The organism is Pseudomonas sp. B1(2018) (assembly GCF_003097365.1).
Taxonomy (GTDB): Bacteria; Pseudomonadota; Gammaproteobacteria; order Pseudomonadales; family Pseudomonadaceae; genus Aquipseudomonas; species Aquipseudomonas laurylsulfatiphila.
This window is the reverse complement of the sequence record NZ_PYUK01000011.1, coordinates 1-14,691: the sequence shown is the minus strand read 5'-3', so window position 1 is coordinate 14,691 and position 14,691 is coordinate 1. Positions and strand designations below refer to the sequence as shown.

13 protein-coding genes and 1 pseudogene are annotated in these 14,691 nt (G+C 61.0%); 7 read left to right on the top strand and 7 right to left on the bottom strand.

Annotated elements, in window-relative coordinates; translation table 11 throughout:
• The first annotated feature begins 67 nt into the window (after positions 1-67).
• The 6 genes from C9422_RS18000 to C9422_RS17970 all read left to right on the top strand — a co-directional run bounded on the left by C9422_RS18000 (position 68) and on the right by C9422_RS17970 (position 4,517).
• Positions 68-757 (top strand): N-acetyltransferase, encoded by a 690-nt coding sequence (locus C9422_RS18000; protein ID WP_116581604.1) that lies wholly within the window; start codon positions 68-70, stop codon positions 755-757.
• 4 nt (positions 758-761) lie between these two features.
• Positions 762-1,985 (top strand): GNAT family N-acetyltransferase, encoded by a 1,224-nt coding sequence (locus C9422_RS17995; RefSeq protein ID WP_116581603.1) that lies wholly within the window; start codon positions 762-764, stop codon positions 1,983-1,985.
• Complete coding sequence (locus C9422_RS17990; RefSeq protein ID WP_116581602.1) at positions 1,957-2,715, top strand: ChbG/HpnK family deacetylase; 759 nt, start codon at positions 1,957-1,959, stop codon at positions 2,713-2,715. The genes C9422_RS17995 and C9422_RS17990 overlap by 29 nt, the downstream gene beginning before the upstream one ends.
• A 304-nt stretch (positions 2,716-3,019) precedes the next feature.
• Positions 3,020-3,715, top strand: coding sequence for an N-acetyltransferase (locus C9422_RS17980; protein ID WP_116581601.1), 696 nt, complete (start codon positions 3,020-3,022; stop codon positions 3,713-3,715).
• 197 nt (positions 3,716-3,912) lie between these two features.
• Positions 3,913-4,206 (top strand): type II toxin-antitoxin system RelE/ParE family toxin, encoded by a 294-nt coding sequence (locus C9422_RS17975; RefSeq protein ID WP_116581600.1) that lies wholly within the window; start codon positions 3,913-3,915, stop codon positions 4,204-4,206.
• Between the two features lie 2 nt (positions 4,207-4,208).
• Complete coding sequence (locus C9422_RS17970) at positions 4,209-4,517, top strand: addiction module antidote protein (RefSeq protein ID WP_007973802.1); 309 nt, start codon at positions 4,209-4,211, stop codon at positions 4,515-4,517.
• A 14-nt stretch (positions 4,518-4,531) separates the two neighbouring features.
• On the opposite strand, the gene C9422_RS17965 is transcribed toward C9422_RS17970, so the two are convergent.
• Positions 4,532-5,344: a bifunctional 2-polyprenyl-6-hydroxyphenol methylase/3-demethylubiquinol 3-O-methyltransferase UbiG gene (locus C9422_RS17965; protein ID WP_116581599.1), complete on the bottom strand. Its 813-nt coding sequence runs from the start codon at positions 5,342-5,344 to the stop codon at positions 4,532-4,534.
• 171 nt (positions 5,345-5,515) lie between these two features.
• On the opposite strand from C9422_RS17965, the gene C9422_RS17960 reads away from it, so the two are divergent.
• Positions 5,516-5,896, top strand: coding sequence for a hypothetical protein (locus C9422_RS17960; RefSeq protein ID WP_007973799.1), 381 nt, complete (start codon positions 5,516-5,518; stop codon positions 5,894-5,896).
• Here the strand turns inward: C9422_RS17960 and C9422_RS17955 are convergent, their stop codons facing one another.
• The 6 genes and pseudogenes from C9422_RS17955 to C9422_RS17930 all read right to left on the bottom strand — a co-directional run.
• A complete protein-coding gene (locus tag C9422_RS17955; protein ID WP_007973797.1) occupies positions 5,897-7,330 on the bottom strand; it encodes a sigma-54 dependent transcriptional regulator in 1,434 nt (477 codons plus the stop codon).
• Positions 7,299-8,792 (bottom strand): sensor histidine kinase, encoded by a 1,494-nt coding sequence (locus C9422_RS17950; protein WP_116581598.1) that lies wholly within the window; start codon positions 8,790-8,792, stop codon positions 7,299-7,301. Before C9422_RS17950 ends, C9422_RS17955 begins: the two co-directional genes overlap by 32 nt.
• Before the next feature lie 103 nt (positions 8,793-8,895).
• Positions 8,896-10,008: an SCO family protein gene (locus tag C9422_RS17945; protein WP_116581597.1), complete on the bottom strand. Its 1,113-nt coding sequence runs from the start codon at positions 10,006-10,008 to the stop codon at positions 8,896-8,898.
• 17 nt (positions 10,009-10,025) lie between these two features.
• Positions 10,026-12,833, bottom strand: a complete 2,808-nt coding sequence (locus tag C9422_RS17940) for a multicopper oxidase domain-containing protein (protein WP_116581596.1) — start codon at positions 12,831-12,833, stop codon at positions 10,026-10,028.
• Positions 12,834-13,018: 185 nt separating this feature from the next.
• On the bottom strand, positions 13,019-14,464 hold the full coding sequence (locus C9422_RS17935; RefSeq protein WP_116581595.1) for a HAMP domain-containing sensor histidine kinase: 1,446 nt from the start codon (positions 14,462-14,464) through the stop codon (positions 13,019-13,021).
• 152 nt (positions 14,465-14,616) lie between these two features.
• Positions 14,617-14,691, bottom strand: a pseudogene (locus tag C9422_RS17930) (ribose 5-phosphate isomerase A); the annotation flags it as partial.

The following is a 14,691-nucleotide window of genomic DNA, read 5'->3' as shown; positions in this document are numbered from 1 at the left end:
CGTGTCGGCATTTCGCCGCGCGCAGGAATCTCTCCACTCACGGGCAATCCCGTCAGGAGCCAACAACATGAGTGCAATGCACAAACTCAGCGAACACATCAAGCAAAGAGGCCTGAGCGCCACCCTGAAAAAAGCCTGGAAGCACTACGTGTTTTCCCACCAGGAACTGCTGTGGATGGAGCGGGACCTGGTCAGCCCGGTGCCACCGCACAAACTCAAGGCCTACCCGCCGCTGCGGGTCGCGAGCATCACCCCGGAGAACGCCGTGGCCTTCACCCGTCACTTCGGCGACCGGGTCGAGACCATGGCCGAACTGGCCCGCGAGGGCTACACCGGGCAAATGCACCTGGACGACAAGGGTGACGCGGTGGCGTTCATCTGGGGGGCCGCCCGCAACTATCACGACAAGCACTACTACGGTTGCTGGTTCCCGGTGCAGCCAGGGGAATTCTTCGAGTTCGGTGGCGAGCTGGCCAGGGCCTACTGGGGTACCCGGCTGTCGATGGACCTGCAAACCGAGCTGTGGAAAGCCATGCACGCCCAGGGCTGCAACAAGGTGGTGGACGTGTGCGAGTGGCACAACATCCCGGCACTCAAGCTGCATATACGCACCGGCTACAGCGAGCAGGGACGGATCACCAACGTCTACGAACTGTTTGGCCGCTGGCGCTTCTTCCGCGAAACACGCTACACCGGCTCGCGCCTGGAAACCTTGCGCAAACCGGTGCGTGAACCTGCCACCGCCGAGGCGACGTGATCCCATGACGCTACGATTCGAATGGCACACGTCGTTGTGCACCCACGACTTTCCCGCGGCGGCTTACGAAGCGTTGCGCCAGTGCGTGACGGACCACACGCCGTTCAACACCCTGGCCTGGCTATGTGCAGCGGAACAGGCACTCAAACCCGGCGAGCGGTTGCACGTGCTGCTCGGCTGGCAGGGTGACGAACTGGCGCTGTGCCTGCCGCTGGTGGCGTCCGTGGAGCGCTTTGCGCGTGTGCCATTTCGGGTCCTGCATCATTTGGGTTACCCCCTCGCCGACCGTCTCGCGCTGCTGACCAGGCTGGACGGCGACGCTTTAGGCAAGGCGCTGACGCAGATCCGCCAGCGCCTGCCCCATGCCCTGCTGCAATTGAATGAACTGGCCGGTGCCACGGCCCAGGCCCAGGCCCAGGCCCTGGCACCGTGGCAGGCGCGGAGCTCGACCGCCGAACAACGCCTGAGCTGTCGGGTGCCGGTGCATCTGATCAGCGAGGCCGACCACCAGGAAGTCTCCGGCGATCCGCGCTACAAGCTGCGCCGCGCACGCAAACGCATCGCCGCCTGTGGCGCCCGGGTACGGCGGATTACCCCCGACGCGCTGACCATGGGGCCGCTGCTGCAGGAAATCGCTGAAGTCGAAGCCGTGAGCTGGAAAGGCGATGAAGGAGTCGGGATCTTTTCCGATGCACGCCATCGCCAGTGGATGGACCGCGCCTTCACCGCACTGGCCGCCCGCGGCCTGGTGCGCGTGGTGGTTCTGGAACTTGAGGGGCGCTGCATCAGCTATCGCCTCGGCTTGCTGGAACAGGGTCGGCTGTACGACTACAACCTGGCGTTCCTGCCGCAATATGCCGACCTCGGCAGCGGCCGGGTGCTGCTCGAAGAGTGGATTCGCTGGGGCCTGGAAGACCACTGGCAGTGGATCGATGCATCACGGGTCAGCCTGGAAAATTCCAGCCATCAACTGCACGAACGCATGACCGGGCAACTGGAACACTGGCGCTGGAGTTTTTACTCCTGGCGCCCGAGCGGTCTGGTGCTGGGACTGGCCTTGCGGGTCTGGCAACGCTTCAAACCCCGATTGCAGCAATGGCGTGCCCGACGCGCAGCGGCTGCAGTCGCCACCCCGGCGCCCGTCGCGACACCGGCTGTCAAAACACCTGCGCCCACGGAAAAACTCAAGGAGGCCGAACATGCCCCGGCAAGTGATAGTCAACGCTGACGACTTCGGCCTCAGCGCCTGCGAAAACGCGGTGATCCTCGGCGCGTTCCAGGCCGGGCTCATCAGCTCCGCCACCGCCATGGCCAACATGCCGGCGTTCGAAGCGGCCTGCGTCCTGGCCCGGCACCCGTTGCTCGAAGGTCGCATCGGCCTGCACTTCAACCTGACCTACGGCCGCCCGTTGAGCCAGAGCATTGTGCAGCGCCCGACCTTTTGCGACGGCGCCGGCGTGTTCGACCTCAACCTGCGCCGCACCCGCCTCTGGCTCGGGCGCCGGGATCGCCACGCCGTGCTCGAAGAACTCGAAGCGCAGTGGCAACGCTGCCTGGACAACGGCTTGCGCCCCAGTCACCTGGACTCCCATCAACACGTGCACAACATCTGGCCGATCGGTGAGATCGTCGCGCGCTTCGCCGCCCGCCAGGGGGTGCCCGTGCGTCTGGCGCGCAACCTGGGGCAAAACCTCAGCCTGCCCAAGCGCGTGTTCAAGGACCTGCTCAACCGTCGCCTGAGCCACCTGGCCGGCGCCACCGCCAACTACGTGTGTACCCCGGTGGATCTGCGCAACGGCGCGCCGCCGCCCGACGGACTGCTGGAAATCGTCGCCCACCCGAACCGCCTCGGCGCCGACTTCGGTGATGCCTACCTGGAACCGGGGGAGTCCTTGAGTGCGTTGCTGGAACAGCGTTTGCCGGGTGTGCCGCGGGTGGCCTATACCGCTCTGGAGTAACACCGACCCCCTGTGGGAGCGGGCTTGCTCGCGAAGGCGTCAGTTCAGGCACCCATGATGTCGCCTGACACTGCGCCTTCGCGAGCAAGCCCGCTCCCACAGGTTGTACACCTTTCAATCGGCTGTTTTCCTCGCGAATACGTCCGGGACGAGCAGCTTTTTGACGCCTGAAAACCGTGTCAAGACTGAAACACAACTTGAAATACATTGATGGCAAGGACATGGCCATGCAATTGCCATTAGTGATCTATACCCATCACTGCCTTCACCACACACCACCAATCCTCGGTTAAAGGAGGGATTCATGAGCGTACTCGACAAGCTTCACGAACACATCAAGCGCAAGGGCCTGGGTCGCACGTTCAGTACGCTGTGGAAGCGCTATGTGTTCTTCCACTGGGAGTTGCTGTGGATGGAGCGCGACCTGGTCAGCCCGGTACCGCCGCACAAGTTGCGGCCCTATTCTCCCGTGCGCCAGGTGACCATCACCCCGCAGAACGCCACGGCGTTCGCCAAGCACTTCGGCGACCGCGTCGGGACCATGGCCGAGCTCGCCGCCGAAGGTCATACCGGGCATATGTACCTGGATGACGAAGGCCATGCCATCGGCTTCATCTGGGGCAGCACCCGGGATTATTTCGACCGTCACTATTACGGCTGCTGGTTCCCGGTCAAGGAAGGCGAGTTCTTCGAATTCGGCGGCGAAATGACCCGCGCCTACTTCGGCACCCGCCTGTCCGTGGATGTCCAGGTGGCCCTCTGGGAAGCCATGGCGCTGCAAGGCTGCAACAAGGTGGTGGACGTCTGCGAGACCCACAACATCCCGGCGCTGAAACTGCACATCCGCATGGGCTACCAGGAACAGGGCCGCGTCACCCACGTCTACGGCCTGTTCGGCCGCTGGCGCTTCTTCCGCGAAACCCGCTACAGCGGCTCACGCCTGGATCCGCTGCGCAAACCGGGGCGGCCGGTGGTGACGCAGGCGCAGGCCGAGGCTTGATTCCGGGGTTATCCGCTTTAGCGCGTCGTCCCCATCGCGAGCAAGCCCGCTCCCACATTTGATCTGTGTCGTTCACAAATCCAGTGTGGGAGCGGGCTTGCTCGCGATGGGGTCGCCTACATCTTCCTCAGAAAAAAACCACCTGATCGCGGAAATGTCTGACTGTTCACATGTATCCACTTGGATACATTCGAGCAATGAATTATCTTGTCCAGCAAACCACTACTTTCGCAGCATGGCACGCCTCAATTCGTGATTTGCGGGCCAAGCTAGCTATCGCTCGTCGCATTGACCGCGCATCTGCGGGTAATCTCGGCGATAACAAACCGGTCGGTGATGGCGTTTCTGAAATGCGCGTGGACGTGGGTGCCGGATACCGGGTTTACTTCACGATGCGAGGCGGTGTCGTCATTGTCTTGCTGGCCGGGGGTGACAAGTCATCTCAAACCGCCGATATCAAACGAGCAAAAAAAATGGCAAAGGAGGTTTGACCATGAGCCAGACTTTGACGAATTTCGACATGGCGGCACTGCTCGACAGTGATGAAGCCATTAGCGAGTACCTGTCTCAGGTACTGGCAGACGGTGACAACGAGGAGTTTCTTCGCGCTATCGGCTATGTGGTGAAAGCCCGTGGCATGACACAGATTGCCAAAGACTCGGGAATGGGTCGCGAAAGCCTCTACAAAGCCTTCGCGCCCGGAGCAAAACCACGTTTTGATACGGTCCTGAAGGTCATTCATGCCCTGGGCATAGATCTCTGCGCGCAGCCAGGGCACACGGTCAATCACTCAAATCTCTGATTTGATTCCGCGCGTTATGTCACTGGCTTCACCACCACCCAGGTAAAACACAACGGCAACTGCGCCGCCTGCTGCTGATAGCGGTCATACAGTTCTTCGCGGTTGGAGTGCGGGTATTCCTTGAAGTGACGGATCTGCAGGCCTGCGGCAATGGCGGCGCCGAAGAGGTCGCCCAGGGTGTGGGCGAACCAGTAGGACGGCGCGGCCGGCTGTTCGACCTTGCCCTCGTAGACGATCGGTTCGTGCTGCACGAAGGGTTCGCGACGGAAGTATGAACTGCTCGGGCGAAAAGGGTCGGCGGCCTCGGGGTCGAACATTTCCAGGAACGGGTGGGTTTCGTACACCACCAGCGCGCCCCCCGGTTTCAGCGTACGCGCCACATGGCGGAAGAATTCGCCGATGTCCGGCATCCAGTTCAAGACCCCGATGGTGATCAGCGCCAGGTCGAAGCGCTCCTGCAGTGGCGCAGGCAAGTGGTGAATGTCCGCTTCGATGAATTGCGGCGCATGGGGCGAGCGGGAAGCCAGTTCCCGTGCCTGCTCGAGAAATGCGCCGGACTGGTCGACGCCCACCACGTTGCGCGCCCCCAGGGCGAACAGCGACAGGCTTTCGCGGCCGTTGTTGCAGCCCAGTTGCAGCACCTCCTTGCCGTCGACACCGGTCTGGGCCAGCAAGGCGGTCAGGGTGTCATCCAGGCAGGAAAAATCCGCCTGTTCCACACCCTTCAACAAGGCTTGCCATTCGCTGGAGTCTTTGTGGTGACGGGCGGAGTCATTCCAGGCCTCGCGGTTGCTGGCGATGGCTTGTTCTTTTGTCGGCAGTTCCATTGCACACTCCAGGGTTCGGGTCGTCGAATTGACCGGCGGAGTCTAGATCAAGCCCATCCTGACAGATGTTGCGAACTTGTAATCCGCGCAGCGCCGACGGCCGCTCCCGGTGAGAGCTATAGTTAATGACCTTGGAAGAAATGTGGTTAAACCGATTTAGCAGGTGTTGCCATGAAAAAGACCGACCTGACGCTTTTGTTCGCCTTCTGCCTGAGCGTATCCGCTGCTGCCCGCGCCGACGACTTTCCAAACACCACTGACTACAGCAGTGAATTCAACTATTACGGCGCCGACCAACCCTTCGCCCACCCCTCACCACCGTCCATGAACATCATCCCGCCGGGCTCATACATCCCGACCGCGCCCGGGGATTTCATTCCGGTTTCAAGCCAGCATGTGTTTACCGACTCGCGCCTGCCAACCGTGGCCGATGCCACGGTTCGGGTGTTTATCCGCTCCTACGATCCGGAGCGTGGCGTCTACGTGAACCAGGAAGTCGAGAATCCCGATTGCATGCTGTCCTGCCTGAGACAGGGCCCGGTGCTGCAATGATTACCACTGACGTTTGTCCGGGCGGGCGAGGCCGAGCTTTTCGATCCGGTAGCGCAACATGTCACGGCTAAGCCCCAACAGGCGTGCCGATTTGGTGACGTTCCAGTCAGTCTTGTCGAGCATCTTGCGCACCATGTCGCGCTCCACTTCCGGCAGGTTCATGGATTCGCCGCCGTTGTAGGACGGACGCTGTTCGCTGAAATGCTGCGGCTCGTGCTGAAACATCGGTGGCTCATCCACCAGGCTCAGACAGACGTTCAATTGATGGGCGGCGATGGTGTCGCTTTGCGCCAGCAATACGGTTTGCTCCAGCATGTTGCGCAATTCGCGTACGTTGCCTGGCCAGCTGTAGCTGAGCAGCAACTCTTCGGCCTGGTTGCTGAAATACAGGTTCGGCTTGCCGTAGCGTTTGCCGTGCAGCCCCAGGAAGTGCCGGGCCAGCAGCAGGATATCGGCGCCACGGGCATACAGGCGCGGTACCTTGATTGAAATGATGCGCAGGCGGAAAAACAGGTCGCGGCGGAATTTGCCTTGCTGGACCATCTGTTCGAGATTGCAGTTGGTGGCGCTGATCACCCGCAGATCGACCTTGCGCTCCTTCACCGAGCCGACCCGGCGAATGGTCCGGTCTTCCAGCAGCTTGAGAAGCTTGGCTTGCAACAGCAGGTCCATTTCACCGATTTCATCGAGGAACAGCGTGCCGCCATCGGCCGCTTCCACCAGCCCCATGCGACGGTCCTTGGCGTCGGTGAAGGCACCCTTCTCGTGGCCGAACAGCTCTGATTCCACCAGGTTGGACGGGATCGAAGCGCAGTTGAATTCAATGAACGGGCCTTTGCTGCGCGGGCCGTCGAAGTGCAATGCCCGGGCCACCAGTTCCTTGCCGGTACCGGTCTCGCCTTCCACCAGGACCGGCGGCAGATCGCTGTTGGCCATCCGCCGTTCGGCGTCGAGCAACTGGCTGATGGTGCCCTTGAGATACACCATCGGTGCCGACTCGCCAATCAGTGCCTGCACCCCTGACTTCTGGGCCTCACGCTCCTGGTAGAAGGACAGCGTGCGCTCCATGCGGTCGGTCGCCAGGGCCTTGTCCAGCAGCAGCTTGAGTTCCGGCAGGGCCACCGGTTTGGTGACGTAGTGAAAGGCGCCCTCTTTCATTGCCACCACGGCGTCTTCGACGTTGCCGTAACCGGTCATCATGATCACTTTCAGATCCGGCGCGCTGATGCGCAGCTTCTGGATCAGGTCGTGACCACTCATGCCCGGCAACGAGTTGTCGGTCAGTACCACGTCAGGTGCGAAAGAACCCAATTGCTCCAGTGCATCTTCAGCCGAGTGGCAGACGGTCACCTCGAAGTCCTTGCGCTCCAGGTAAGTCTGAATATTCTCGGCGAGGATCTCGTCATCCTCGACCAGCAGAATGCTGTGCTCCATATACCCCTCCCGTTGCCACTTTGAAATTGAGACAAACACGGGTTCCTTCCTGCTCCCGGCTGGTCAGATCGACCGAGCCGTCAAACCGCTCCATTATTCTTTTGACCAGGGCCAGGCCCACACCCAATCCACCTTGTTTGGTGGTGAAAAACGGCTTGAAGACCATTTGCTGTTGTTGTTTGGACATGCCCTTGCCGGTGTCGGTCAGGATCATGCTCAAGTAGCCGGGCACCGGGGAGTCGATCTCGATCGTCAGCATGCCCCCCTTGGGCATGGCTTCCAGTGCGTTGGCAAACAGGCTATTGAGTATTTGCGTCAGTAGCACCTGGTGGCTGACGACCGGTGGCACGCTGGCGGGAGCGAAACGCACTTCGACGTTCGAACGCTTGATCAGGGACTCAAAGGCACTCAGGGTGTCGTCGATGGCGAGCACCAGGTCGACCGCTTCAAAGTCGTCATTCATCGGCCGCAACGACACCAGCAACTCCCGGACCCAACGCGACATGCGGTCGACCTGATTGATGATGTCGCCAATGTTTTTCTGCGCCGGCTGGCTGGCGATGTCCTGGGCCAGTTCGGCGCTGGAACGGATGTTGGCCAGTGGATTGCGCAAGCTGTGGGCGACCGCCGAGGACATTTCCCCCAGGGCGACAAAGGTTTCGTTGGCGATCAGCTGTTTTTGCTGGCTTTGCAACAGCATCGCCGCACGCCGCACGATCCAGAACAACCCCAGGTAGATCGCCGCCCCGCCAATCAGGGTGGCCAGCCAGATCGCCTTGAAACCACGCTGGATGCGCCCCACCAGGTCCACCGGTTCCTTGTAGATCTCCACCATGGCGATGACTTTGCTTTTGTCGGCGTTGAACATCGGAATGTAGTTCTCGACGAACAGGTATTCCGGTTCGTGCAGCAGGCGCTGCTCGGGACGCTCTTCATCGATCTGGTGGTAGCTGGTGGACACCGGCGATTTCATTTCGAAGGATTCATCCAGTTCATTGTCGTCCTCGATGCGCACGCCGATCAACTCGGAGTTGGTCGACCAGACCACGGTGCGGTCCTGGGCGTACACAGTCGCCAGCAGGATGTCCGGCAGATGCTCCACATGGTCGAGAAACTCGGCCCGTGCGGCGGCCCGGGATTCGGGGCGGACGTCGGCATAGGCATGATCCAGTCGCGGATCGAGCATTTCGCCCATGGTTCTGTCCGGCGAAATTCCGGCATGACGGATTTCGGCCTCGCCGATGGCCTGGATGAACTGCGCGGTCAGCATCGAATCGCGCTCGATGCTTTCATCGACCACGAAGCGCGTGGAGATGTAACCCAGCCCCAGCGCCACCACGGCGATGATGAAAAAACTGGCCAGGGAGAACCAGCGCAGCAAGTTGAACTGCGGCCGCCACCCCTTGCGCGGCGCTGCCGGGGCCTGCGGCGCAGGTACTTTTTGTTGTTCCAGTATCTGCATGGGGTCTGTCCTGAGTCCTTGAAAACCAGCCTTTCCAGCCCTGTATCAAGTCAGTGTAGGTAACATTGATAGCAATTGACTGGCCAACGTAACTATTTTGACGCTATTGCATTTGGGGTACGTTCGGTTGCGTAACTGAATGATGATGTTCAGGCTCCTCGCTACCACTGGCCAATGGCGCCACGGGCGGATGCTGACGGTCGGTTTCTTCGTGCAGGAAGTCGATGATGGACTGGGCGGACTTCTGGTCCAGCCGCAGGTTGGGCATCGAGATTTTGTTGTAGCGATCGAACAGTTCCATCGCAATCGGGTCCTTTTCCGCCAGCATGCGATCCGGTTCGCGGATCCAGCGGTTGAGCCAGGTCGGATCGCGCTGACGGGTCACGCCGATCAGGTCCGGGCCGATGCTGCGCAAACCAATGCCCTGCCCGTCCTGTGGGCCGAGGCTGTGGCAAGACGCGCAGCGGGTGCGGAACAGCTCTTCGCCATTGCTTGGCGGACGAATTTCCGGTGCATCGACGTAGCTTTCTTCCACACTGGGCTGCTTCCAGTTCTGCAGGGTGTTGGCCAGTTGGTCGGCCAGGATCCACGGATTTTCGAACGGCGAGGCCTTCATCCAGCGGCCCGTTTCCTGGTTGCCGACGATCAGGCTCAGGTTGTGGTCCTTGTTGCGTCCGTTGTCGATGCCGTCGATGAACAGGCCCAGTTTCTGCCGCAGCTCGGTGACGTCGGCGAATTCCCCGGTGAGGAATTTCCACCCGGGCCCGACCTGGAAGCGTTGCGCATAGGCCTTGAGCACCTCGGGGGTATCGCTCAAGGGGTCGATGCTGATGGAGTAGAAGAAAATATCCTTGCCGACCCTGTCTCCCAGCAGTTTCTGCACTTGACGCAGACGCGCGGTTTCCAGGGGACAGGAGTCGCTGCACGTGGTGAAGATGAAATTGATCACCACCACCTTGCCTTTGATCATGTCATCGAAAAAACGCAGCTGCCGACCGTCCTGGTCGGTCAGCAGGGTGTTGGGGAAATAACCGGCACCCCAAGGGGTAGCGTCCTCGACGACAGCGGGTTCGGCAGCGGCTGCCGGAGCCGCTGTGGGCGTCGACAATGGCTGGCTGGCGACCAGCAGCTGGCTGGCCAGCAAACCGGTCACCAACATCAGCACCAGGTGCATGCCCAAAGCGCGTGAGCGTGGTGAATGCAGCTTCGTGTTCATGTCGACACCCTCCCGGTTCATTTCGTGACGGTCACTTTCGGACCGTAACCATCACCGGTACGGAAGGTTGGCAGCGCGGCAGAGTTCACGTAGCGCACACCATCCCAGCTCGGCAGCGGTGTCGGCATCAACTGGAATTGCCCCGGGTGTTCAATGTCCCAGCGCAACAGCATCGAGTTGTCCTCGTGCTGCGTGTTGTGACAATGCTCCATATAGGTCCCGGCGAATTCGCGGAAGTTGATCGCCATCTCTACGCTGTCCAGCCCATCCTTTTCCGTACCGATGCGGTACACGTCCTTGCGCGCCCATTTTTCCCACTCCGGCGGCGCCTTGCCGCCGCGGCTGAGAATAATCCCCTCCTCGAAGTGCACATGCACCGGATGGCTCCAGCCACCGCCGCCGAGCTTGATGTTCCACACTTCCAGGGTCCCGAAGCCCTTGACGCCGGCATCGGTCGGGCCGCTGGCCAACTGGGTGGCCGTGTTCAGGCGACGTGGATCCATGTGGAAGCCGAAGCCACCATCGGTCTTGACCGTCCAGGGCGCCTCATCGGTGCCGTCGGAGCGGCCGAAGGTGAAGGTGCGATGGCGGGCCTTGGCCAGCAGCGCCTTGTCAGCCGTGTTGTCGCGATGGATCTTCAGCGGGATCATCACCAGGCCTTCAGCCTTGCCCGGTTTGGCCGGCTCGTACAGCGCCGGGTCCATGGCCAGGTCCTGGCCAGTGTAGGCCTTGACGTTGAGCTGCAGGATCTTGCCCACCGCCGGATCACCCCTGTCCCATTGGGGCCCATTGCTGCTTTGCTTGATCACCGCCAGGTATTTCTCCGAGAGCACGTCCGCCAGCGCCACCGGCTCTTTCGGGCCTTTGCCGTCGTCATGCACCAGCAGGTTGACGAAGAAGATCTTGTCGCCTGGCTTGATGCCGTTTTTCGCGAAGTTGACGATGATGTCGAACCGCTCGGCAATGCCCTGGGTGGGCAGGATGGCGTTGTGGTTCTGTTTGTCGCCGTCGGCGTCCAGGTCCATGCTGCCGTCGAAAGGCACGCTGTGTTCCATGATGTTGCCGTCGTTGGCAATCATGTGGAACGGCACCCGGGCATAGGACACACCTGAGCCTTTGGGGCCCTGGAACTCGCCGCTGGTGCCCTTGATTTCACGTACGAGCGCCAGTTTGTAGTAGCGCGATACCGAACCGTTGAGGATGCGGAACCGGTAGCTGCGGGCCCGCACGTCCAGGGTCGGTTTCCACTGCCAGTTGACCAGCACCTGGTCACCGATGAAGCCGTCGGTGTTGAACGGGTTGAACCATAGCTGACCAGTCTGATCCCAGGCCTTGTCGGCCACGACCAGGTTGACGTCGTAGTCGCGGTTACCCCAAGGCAAGGCGCTGCCGCTGGGGAAACGCAGGTTGACGCCGTCGTTCACCGATTCGTTGCCACGGTCCAGGGCGCTGTAGTAGTTCATCATCGCCGCGTTGCCCTTGTAGACATTCTGCGCGGTGAAATCGAGCATGTGGTCGTGGAACCAGTGGGTACTCATGGTTTCACGCCAGTCGCCGCGGATCTTGATGGTGCCGTGGTCGCAGGTTTTCAGGCCAGGGCTGCCGTCGTTGGTCCACAGGGTTTCGCCGGGCGAGCAAGGGAACGCCGCGCGCGGATCCTTGGCATCGGTATTGATGCTGTCATAGCCGGCCAACTGGATCGGCCAGCGATAGTCGTAATACTGTCCCGGAAAGAAAAACGCGTTGGCATAGCCGTCGCTTTCCGCCGGAGCGTGACCGTTGTGCTCGTGGGTGCTGATGGTGTGCAGGCCGAAGCCCATGTTCGCGCCAGGGTCGATCGGCAAGCCGTTGTAGTGACGCATCAACACCGGCTGGCCATACCTGACCATCAGCAGTTTCGGCGGCAAGGTGCCGTCGAAGGTCCACACCGAGTTGTGCTTTTGCACCGGCATGTTCGGGTGAAAACGTGCATCGACGCCCTTGGAGGTGCCATCGGTTGCCGGTACACCGGCGACGTTGTGATACAGACCGCCGGGGCCGAACTCGCCCACGGCGTAGTGGTGCATTTGCCGGGCATCACGGATACCGCCATTGACCCGTGCGCCGGTCTGCACGGTTTTGTAGGCGTTCTGCGGGTAGAACTCGTTCCAGCGCTGATGGGACCAGCCTTTTCCTGGTGGACGGCCTTCGGCGGAAGAACCGATACGGCGGTTGAGAAAATATTCGATCTGCGCCTGCCACGGATTGCGGTCAACCGCATTGGAATACTGGCTCGGAAAGGGTGTCAGCCCCGGTTGGCGCAAAAAGGCATCGAGCGCCGCGGTGGGCGGTGCACTGCGCGCCGCACTGGTAGGGTCCTGTTGCGGCAAAGGGCCGATGGCCGGTGGTGGAAACGGCAGCGGTGCAGAGGGAGTGGTGGGGTCGAGTTTTTCCGGCCCGAATTCCTCGAACAACACCAATTGCTGGGTAAATGGCTGCGCGCCGAACAACGGGCTGGGCTTGCCATTGGTGGGGTAGTTGAAACTGGTTTGCTGTGTCGGCGGAAGTTGGTTTTCCACCCGGGTGGTATCCCGCGAGCCTTTGTTCCCGTCAGGCAGATCGAAGGAATCCTGGTTGGCCTCCGGCATGCTCAAAATGGCATTGAGCGCCGCCGGTTCATCCGCGGGTTCGTCGTAATACGCCGAAGGATCGGTAGGCTCTGGCTGTCGCTCGTCGTCGATGGGGCTGGCGCGCAATGTCGCGGTGCCCAGCGCCATTGTCAGTAAGACGCCCAAAGGCGTTAACAGTGTCAAACGTTTGAAGTTGTACCGAGCTTTTCTTTCCATCACCAGCCGCCTCGATGTCGTGAAGAGGGTGATGGTGGCTGTGCAAAGATCTCGCCAGCTTTGTAACTGTTTTATACAAAAGTATTAACACTCGACAAAACAATGGCTTATCAACATCAATATGCCATGAGCGTGGGAATGACTGGGGAGTGACACCCGCTAACGGGGATAGTTCATCCCCGCTTTCAGGGGACCAACATGAACGACAGACGGACCGTGGTGCCCTCACCTTCACGGCTATCGAGGGTCACTGCACCGCCAAAACGCTCCATGATCCGCTTGACCAGCACCAGCCCGACGCCCAGCCCACTCTGCTTGGTGGTGAAGAACGGCCGGAAGGCCATGGTGCGCTGTTCTTCGCTCATGCCGATGCCGGTATCGCTGACCGTCACGCTGACACGCTGGGCTTCGCGCGGCTCGATCCGGATGGTCAGCGTTCCGCCGCTGCCCATGGCTTCCAATGCATTGGACAGCAGGCTGTTGAGGATCTGGGTCAATTGCACGTGCTGGCTCAGGACCATGGGCGTCTGGCCCGGCTCGAACACCACGTTGACCCTGGCCTTGCCGATCTGCTGCTCGTAAGCCAGCAGGCTGTCGTGCAGTGCAGCCACCAGGTTCACCGGTTCCGCCTCGTCATTGAGCGGGCGCAGGGACTGGAGCAACTCTCGTACCCAATTCGACATGCGATCGACCTGACCGATGATGTCGGTGATGTTGCCGTGTGCCGGACCGTCGTCGAACTCTATCGCCAGCTCGGCGCTTGAACGGATGTTCGCCAACGGATTGCGCAGACTGTGGGCGACCGCCGAGGACATCTCGCCCAGCGCGACGAAGGTTTCGTTGGTGATCAATTGTTTCTGCTGCGTCGCCAGCAGGATCGCCGCACGCCGCACGATCCAGTACAGCCCCAGATAAATCAGGGCGCCGCCCAGGGCGGTCGCCAGCCAGATCAGCACCAGGCCGCGCTCCATGCGGTTGATCAGGTCCTGCGGTTCCTTGTAGATCTCGACCATCGCCGTGACAGTGGTGCCATCGGCGTCGAACAGCGGAATGTAGTTCTCGAGGAAGATGAATTTGGGGCGCACCGCGAACTTCTGCTCCATGCGGGACTTGTCCACATCGTGGTAACTGGTCGACACGGACGTCTTCGAGTTGAAGGCCCGCTCGAGGTCTTCATCGTCATGAATCGTGGTGCCCATCAAGGACGGGTTGGTCGACCAGATCACCATGCGGTCGGGGGCATAGATATTGGCCAGGATCACGTCCGGCAGATTTTCGATATGGTCGAGGAACTCATCACGGGCACTGGCCCGGGCCAGCGGGTCGACGTCGGGAAAGTCCTTGTCTGTTCGCGGGTCGAGCAACTCGCCCATGGTCCGCACGTTGGGCATGGACACATGGCGCACCTCGGCCGTGGCAATCGCCTGGACGAACTGTGAGGTCAACAGCGCATCGCGCTGCACGCTTTCGGTAATCACGAACCGCGTCGACACCGCCCCCAGCGCCACCGCCACCGTGCCGATCACCGCCATGCTGATCAGCGAAAACCAGCGCAGCAGATCGAACGGCTGCTTGCGCGTTCTCAAGCGGACTTCGCTTTCGCTCGCAAGCACTTTGGCGATTGTGGTCATGGACACGTTCCCGGTAACCCCCCATAGGTTTATAGCCCACCCAAGGCAAATTGCCCGAACCTGGGGGCTGTGATTCCCCCCCCCCCCCCACCCCCCCCCAACCCCCCCTCCCACAGGTCATTCATCTGCCCAGAGAATTTGGGCAGTGTGGCTTATTGGGCGCGCAGGGTCTTTACGCCTTCGCTGGTACCCAGCAGCAACAGATCCGCCGGACGCGCCGCGAACAA

Excerpts from the sequence above, each read along its gene's own strand:
- C9422_RS18000 (WP_116581604.1), top strand. The coding sequence starts at position 68 with ATGAGTGCAATGCACAAACTCAGCGAACACATCAAGCAAAGAGGCCTG.
- C9422_RS17995 (WP_116581603.1), top strand. The coding sequence starts at position 762 with ATGACGCTACGATTCGAATGGCACACGTCGTTGTGCACCCACGACTTT.
- C9422_RS17990 (WP_116581602.1), top strand. The coding sequence starts at position 1,957 with ATGCCCCGGCAAGTGATAGTCAACGCTGACGACTTCGGCCTCAGCGCC.
- C9422_RS17980 (WP_116581601.1), top strand. The coding sequence starts at position 3,020 with ATGAGCGTACTCGACAAGCTTCACGAACACATCAAGCGCAAGGGCCTG.
- C9422_RS17975 (WP_116581600.1), top strand. The coding sequence starts at position 3,913 with ATGAATTATCTTGTCCAGCAAACCACTACTTTCGCAGCATGGCACGCC.
- C9422_RS17970 (WP_007973802.1), top strand. The coding sequence starts at position 4,209 with ATGAGCCAGACTTTGACGAATTTCGACATGGCGGCACTGCTCGACAGT.
- C9422_RS17965 (WP_116581599.1), bottom strand. The coding sequence starts at position 5,344 with ATGGAACTGCCGACAAAAGAACAAGCCATCGCCAGCAACCGCGAGGCC.
- C9422_RS17960 (WP_007973799.1), top strand. The coding sequence starts at position 5,516 with ATGAAAAAGACCGACCTGACGCTTTTGTTCGCCTTCTGCCTGAGCGTA.
- C9422_RS17955 (WP_007973797.1), bottom strand. The coding sequence starts at position 7,330 with ATGGAGCACAGCATTCTGCTGGTCGAGGATGACGAGATCCTCGCCGAG.
- C9422_RS17950 (WP_116581598.1), bottom strand. The coding sequence starts at position 8,792 with ATGCAGATACTGGAACAACAAAAAGTACCTGCGCCGCAGGCCCCGGCA.
- C9422_RS17945 (WP_116581597.1), bottom strand. The coding sequence starts at position 10,008 with ATGAACACGAAGCTGCATTCACCACGCTCACGCGCTTTGGGCATGCAC.
- C9422_RS17940 (WP_116581596.1), bottom strand. The coding sequence starts at position 12,833 with ATGGAAAGAAAAGCTCGGTACAACTTCAAACGTTTGACACTGTTAACG.
- C9422_RS17935 (WP_116581595.1), bottom strand. The coding sequence starts at position 14,464 with ATGACCACAATCGCCAAAGTGCTTGCGAGCGAAAGCGAAGTCCGCTTG.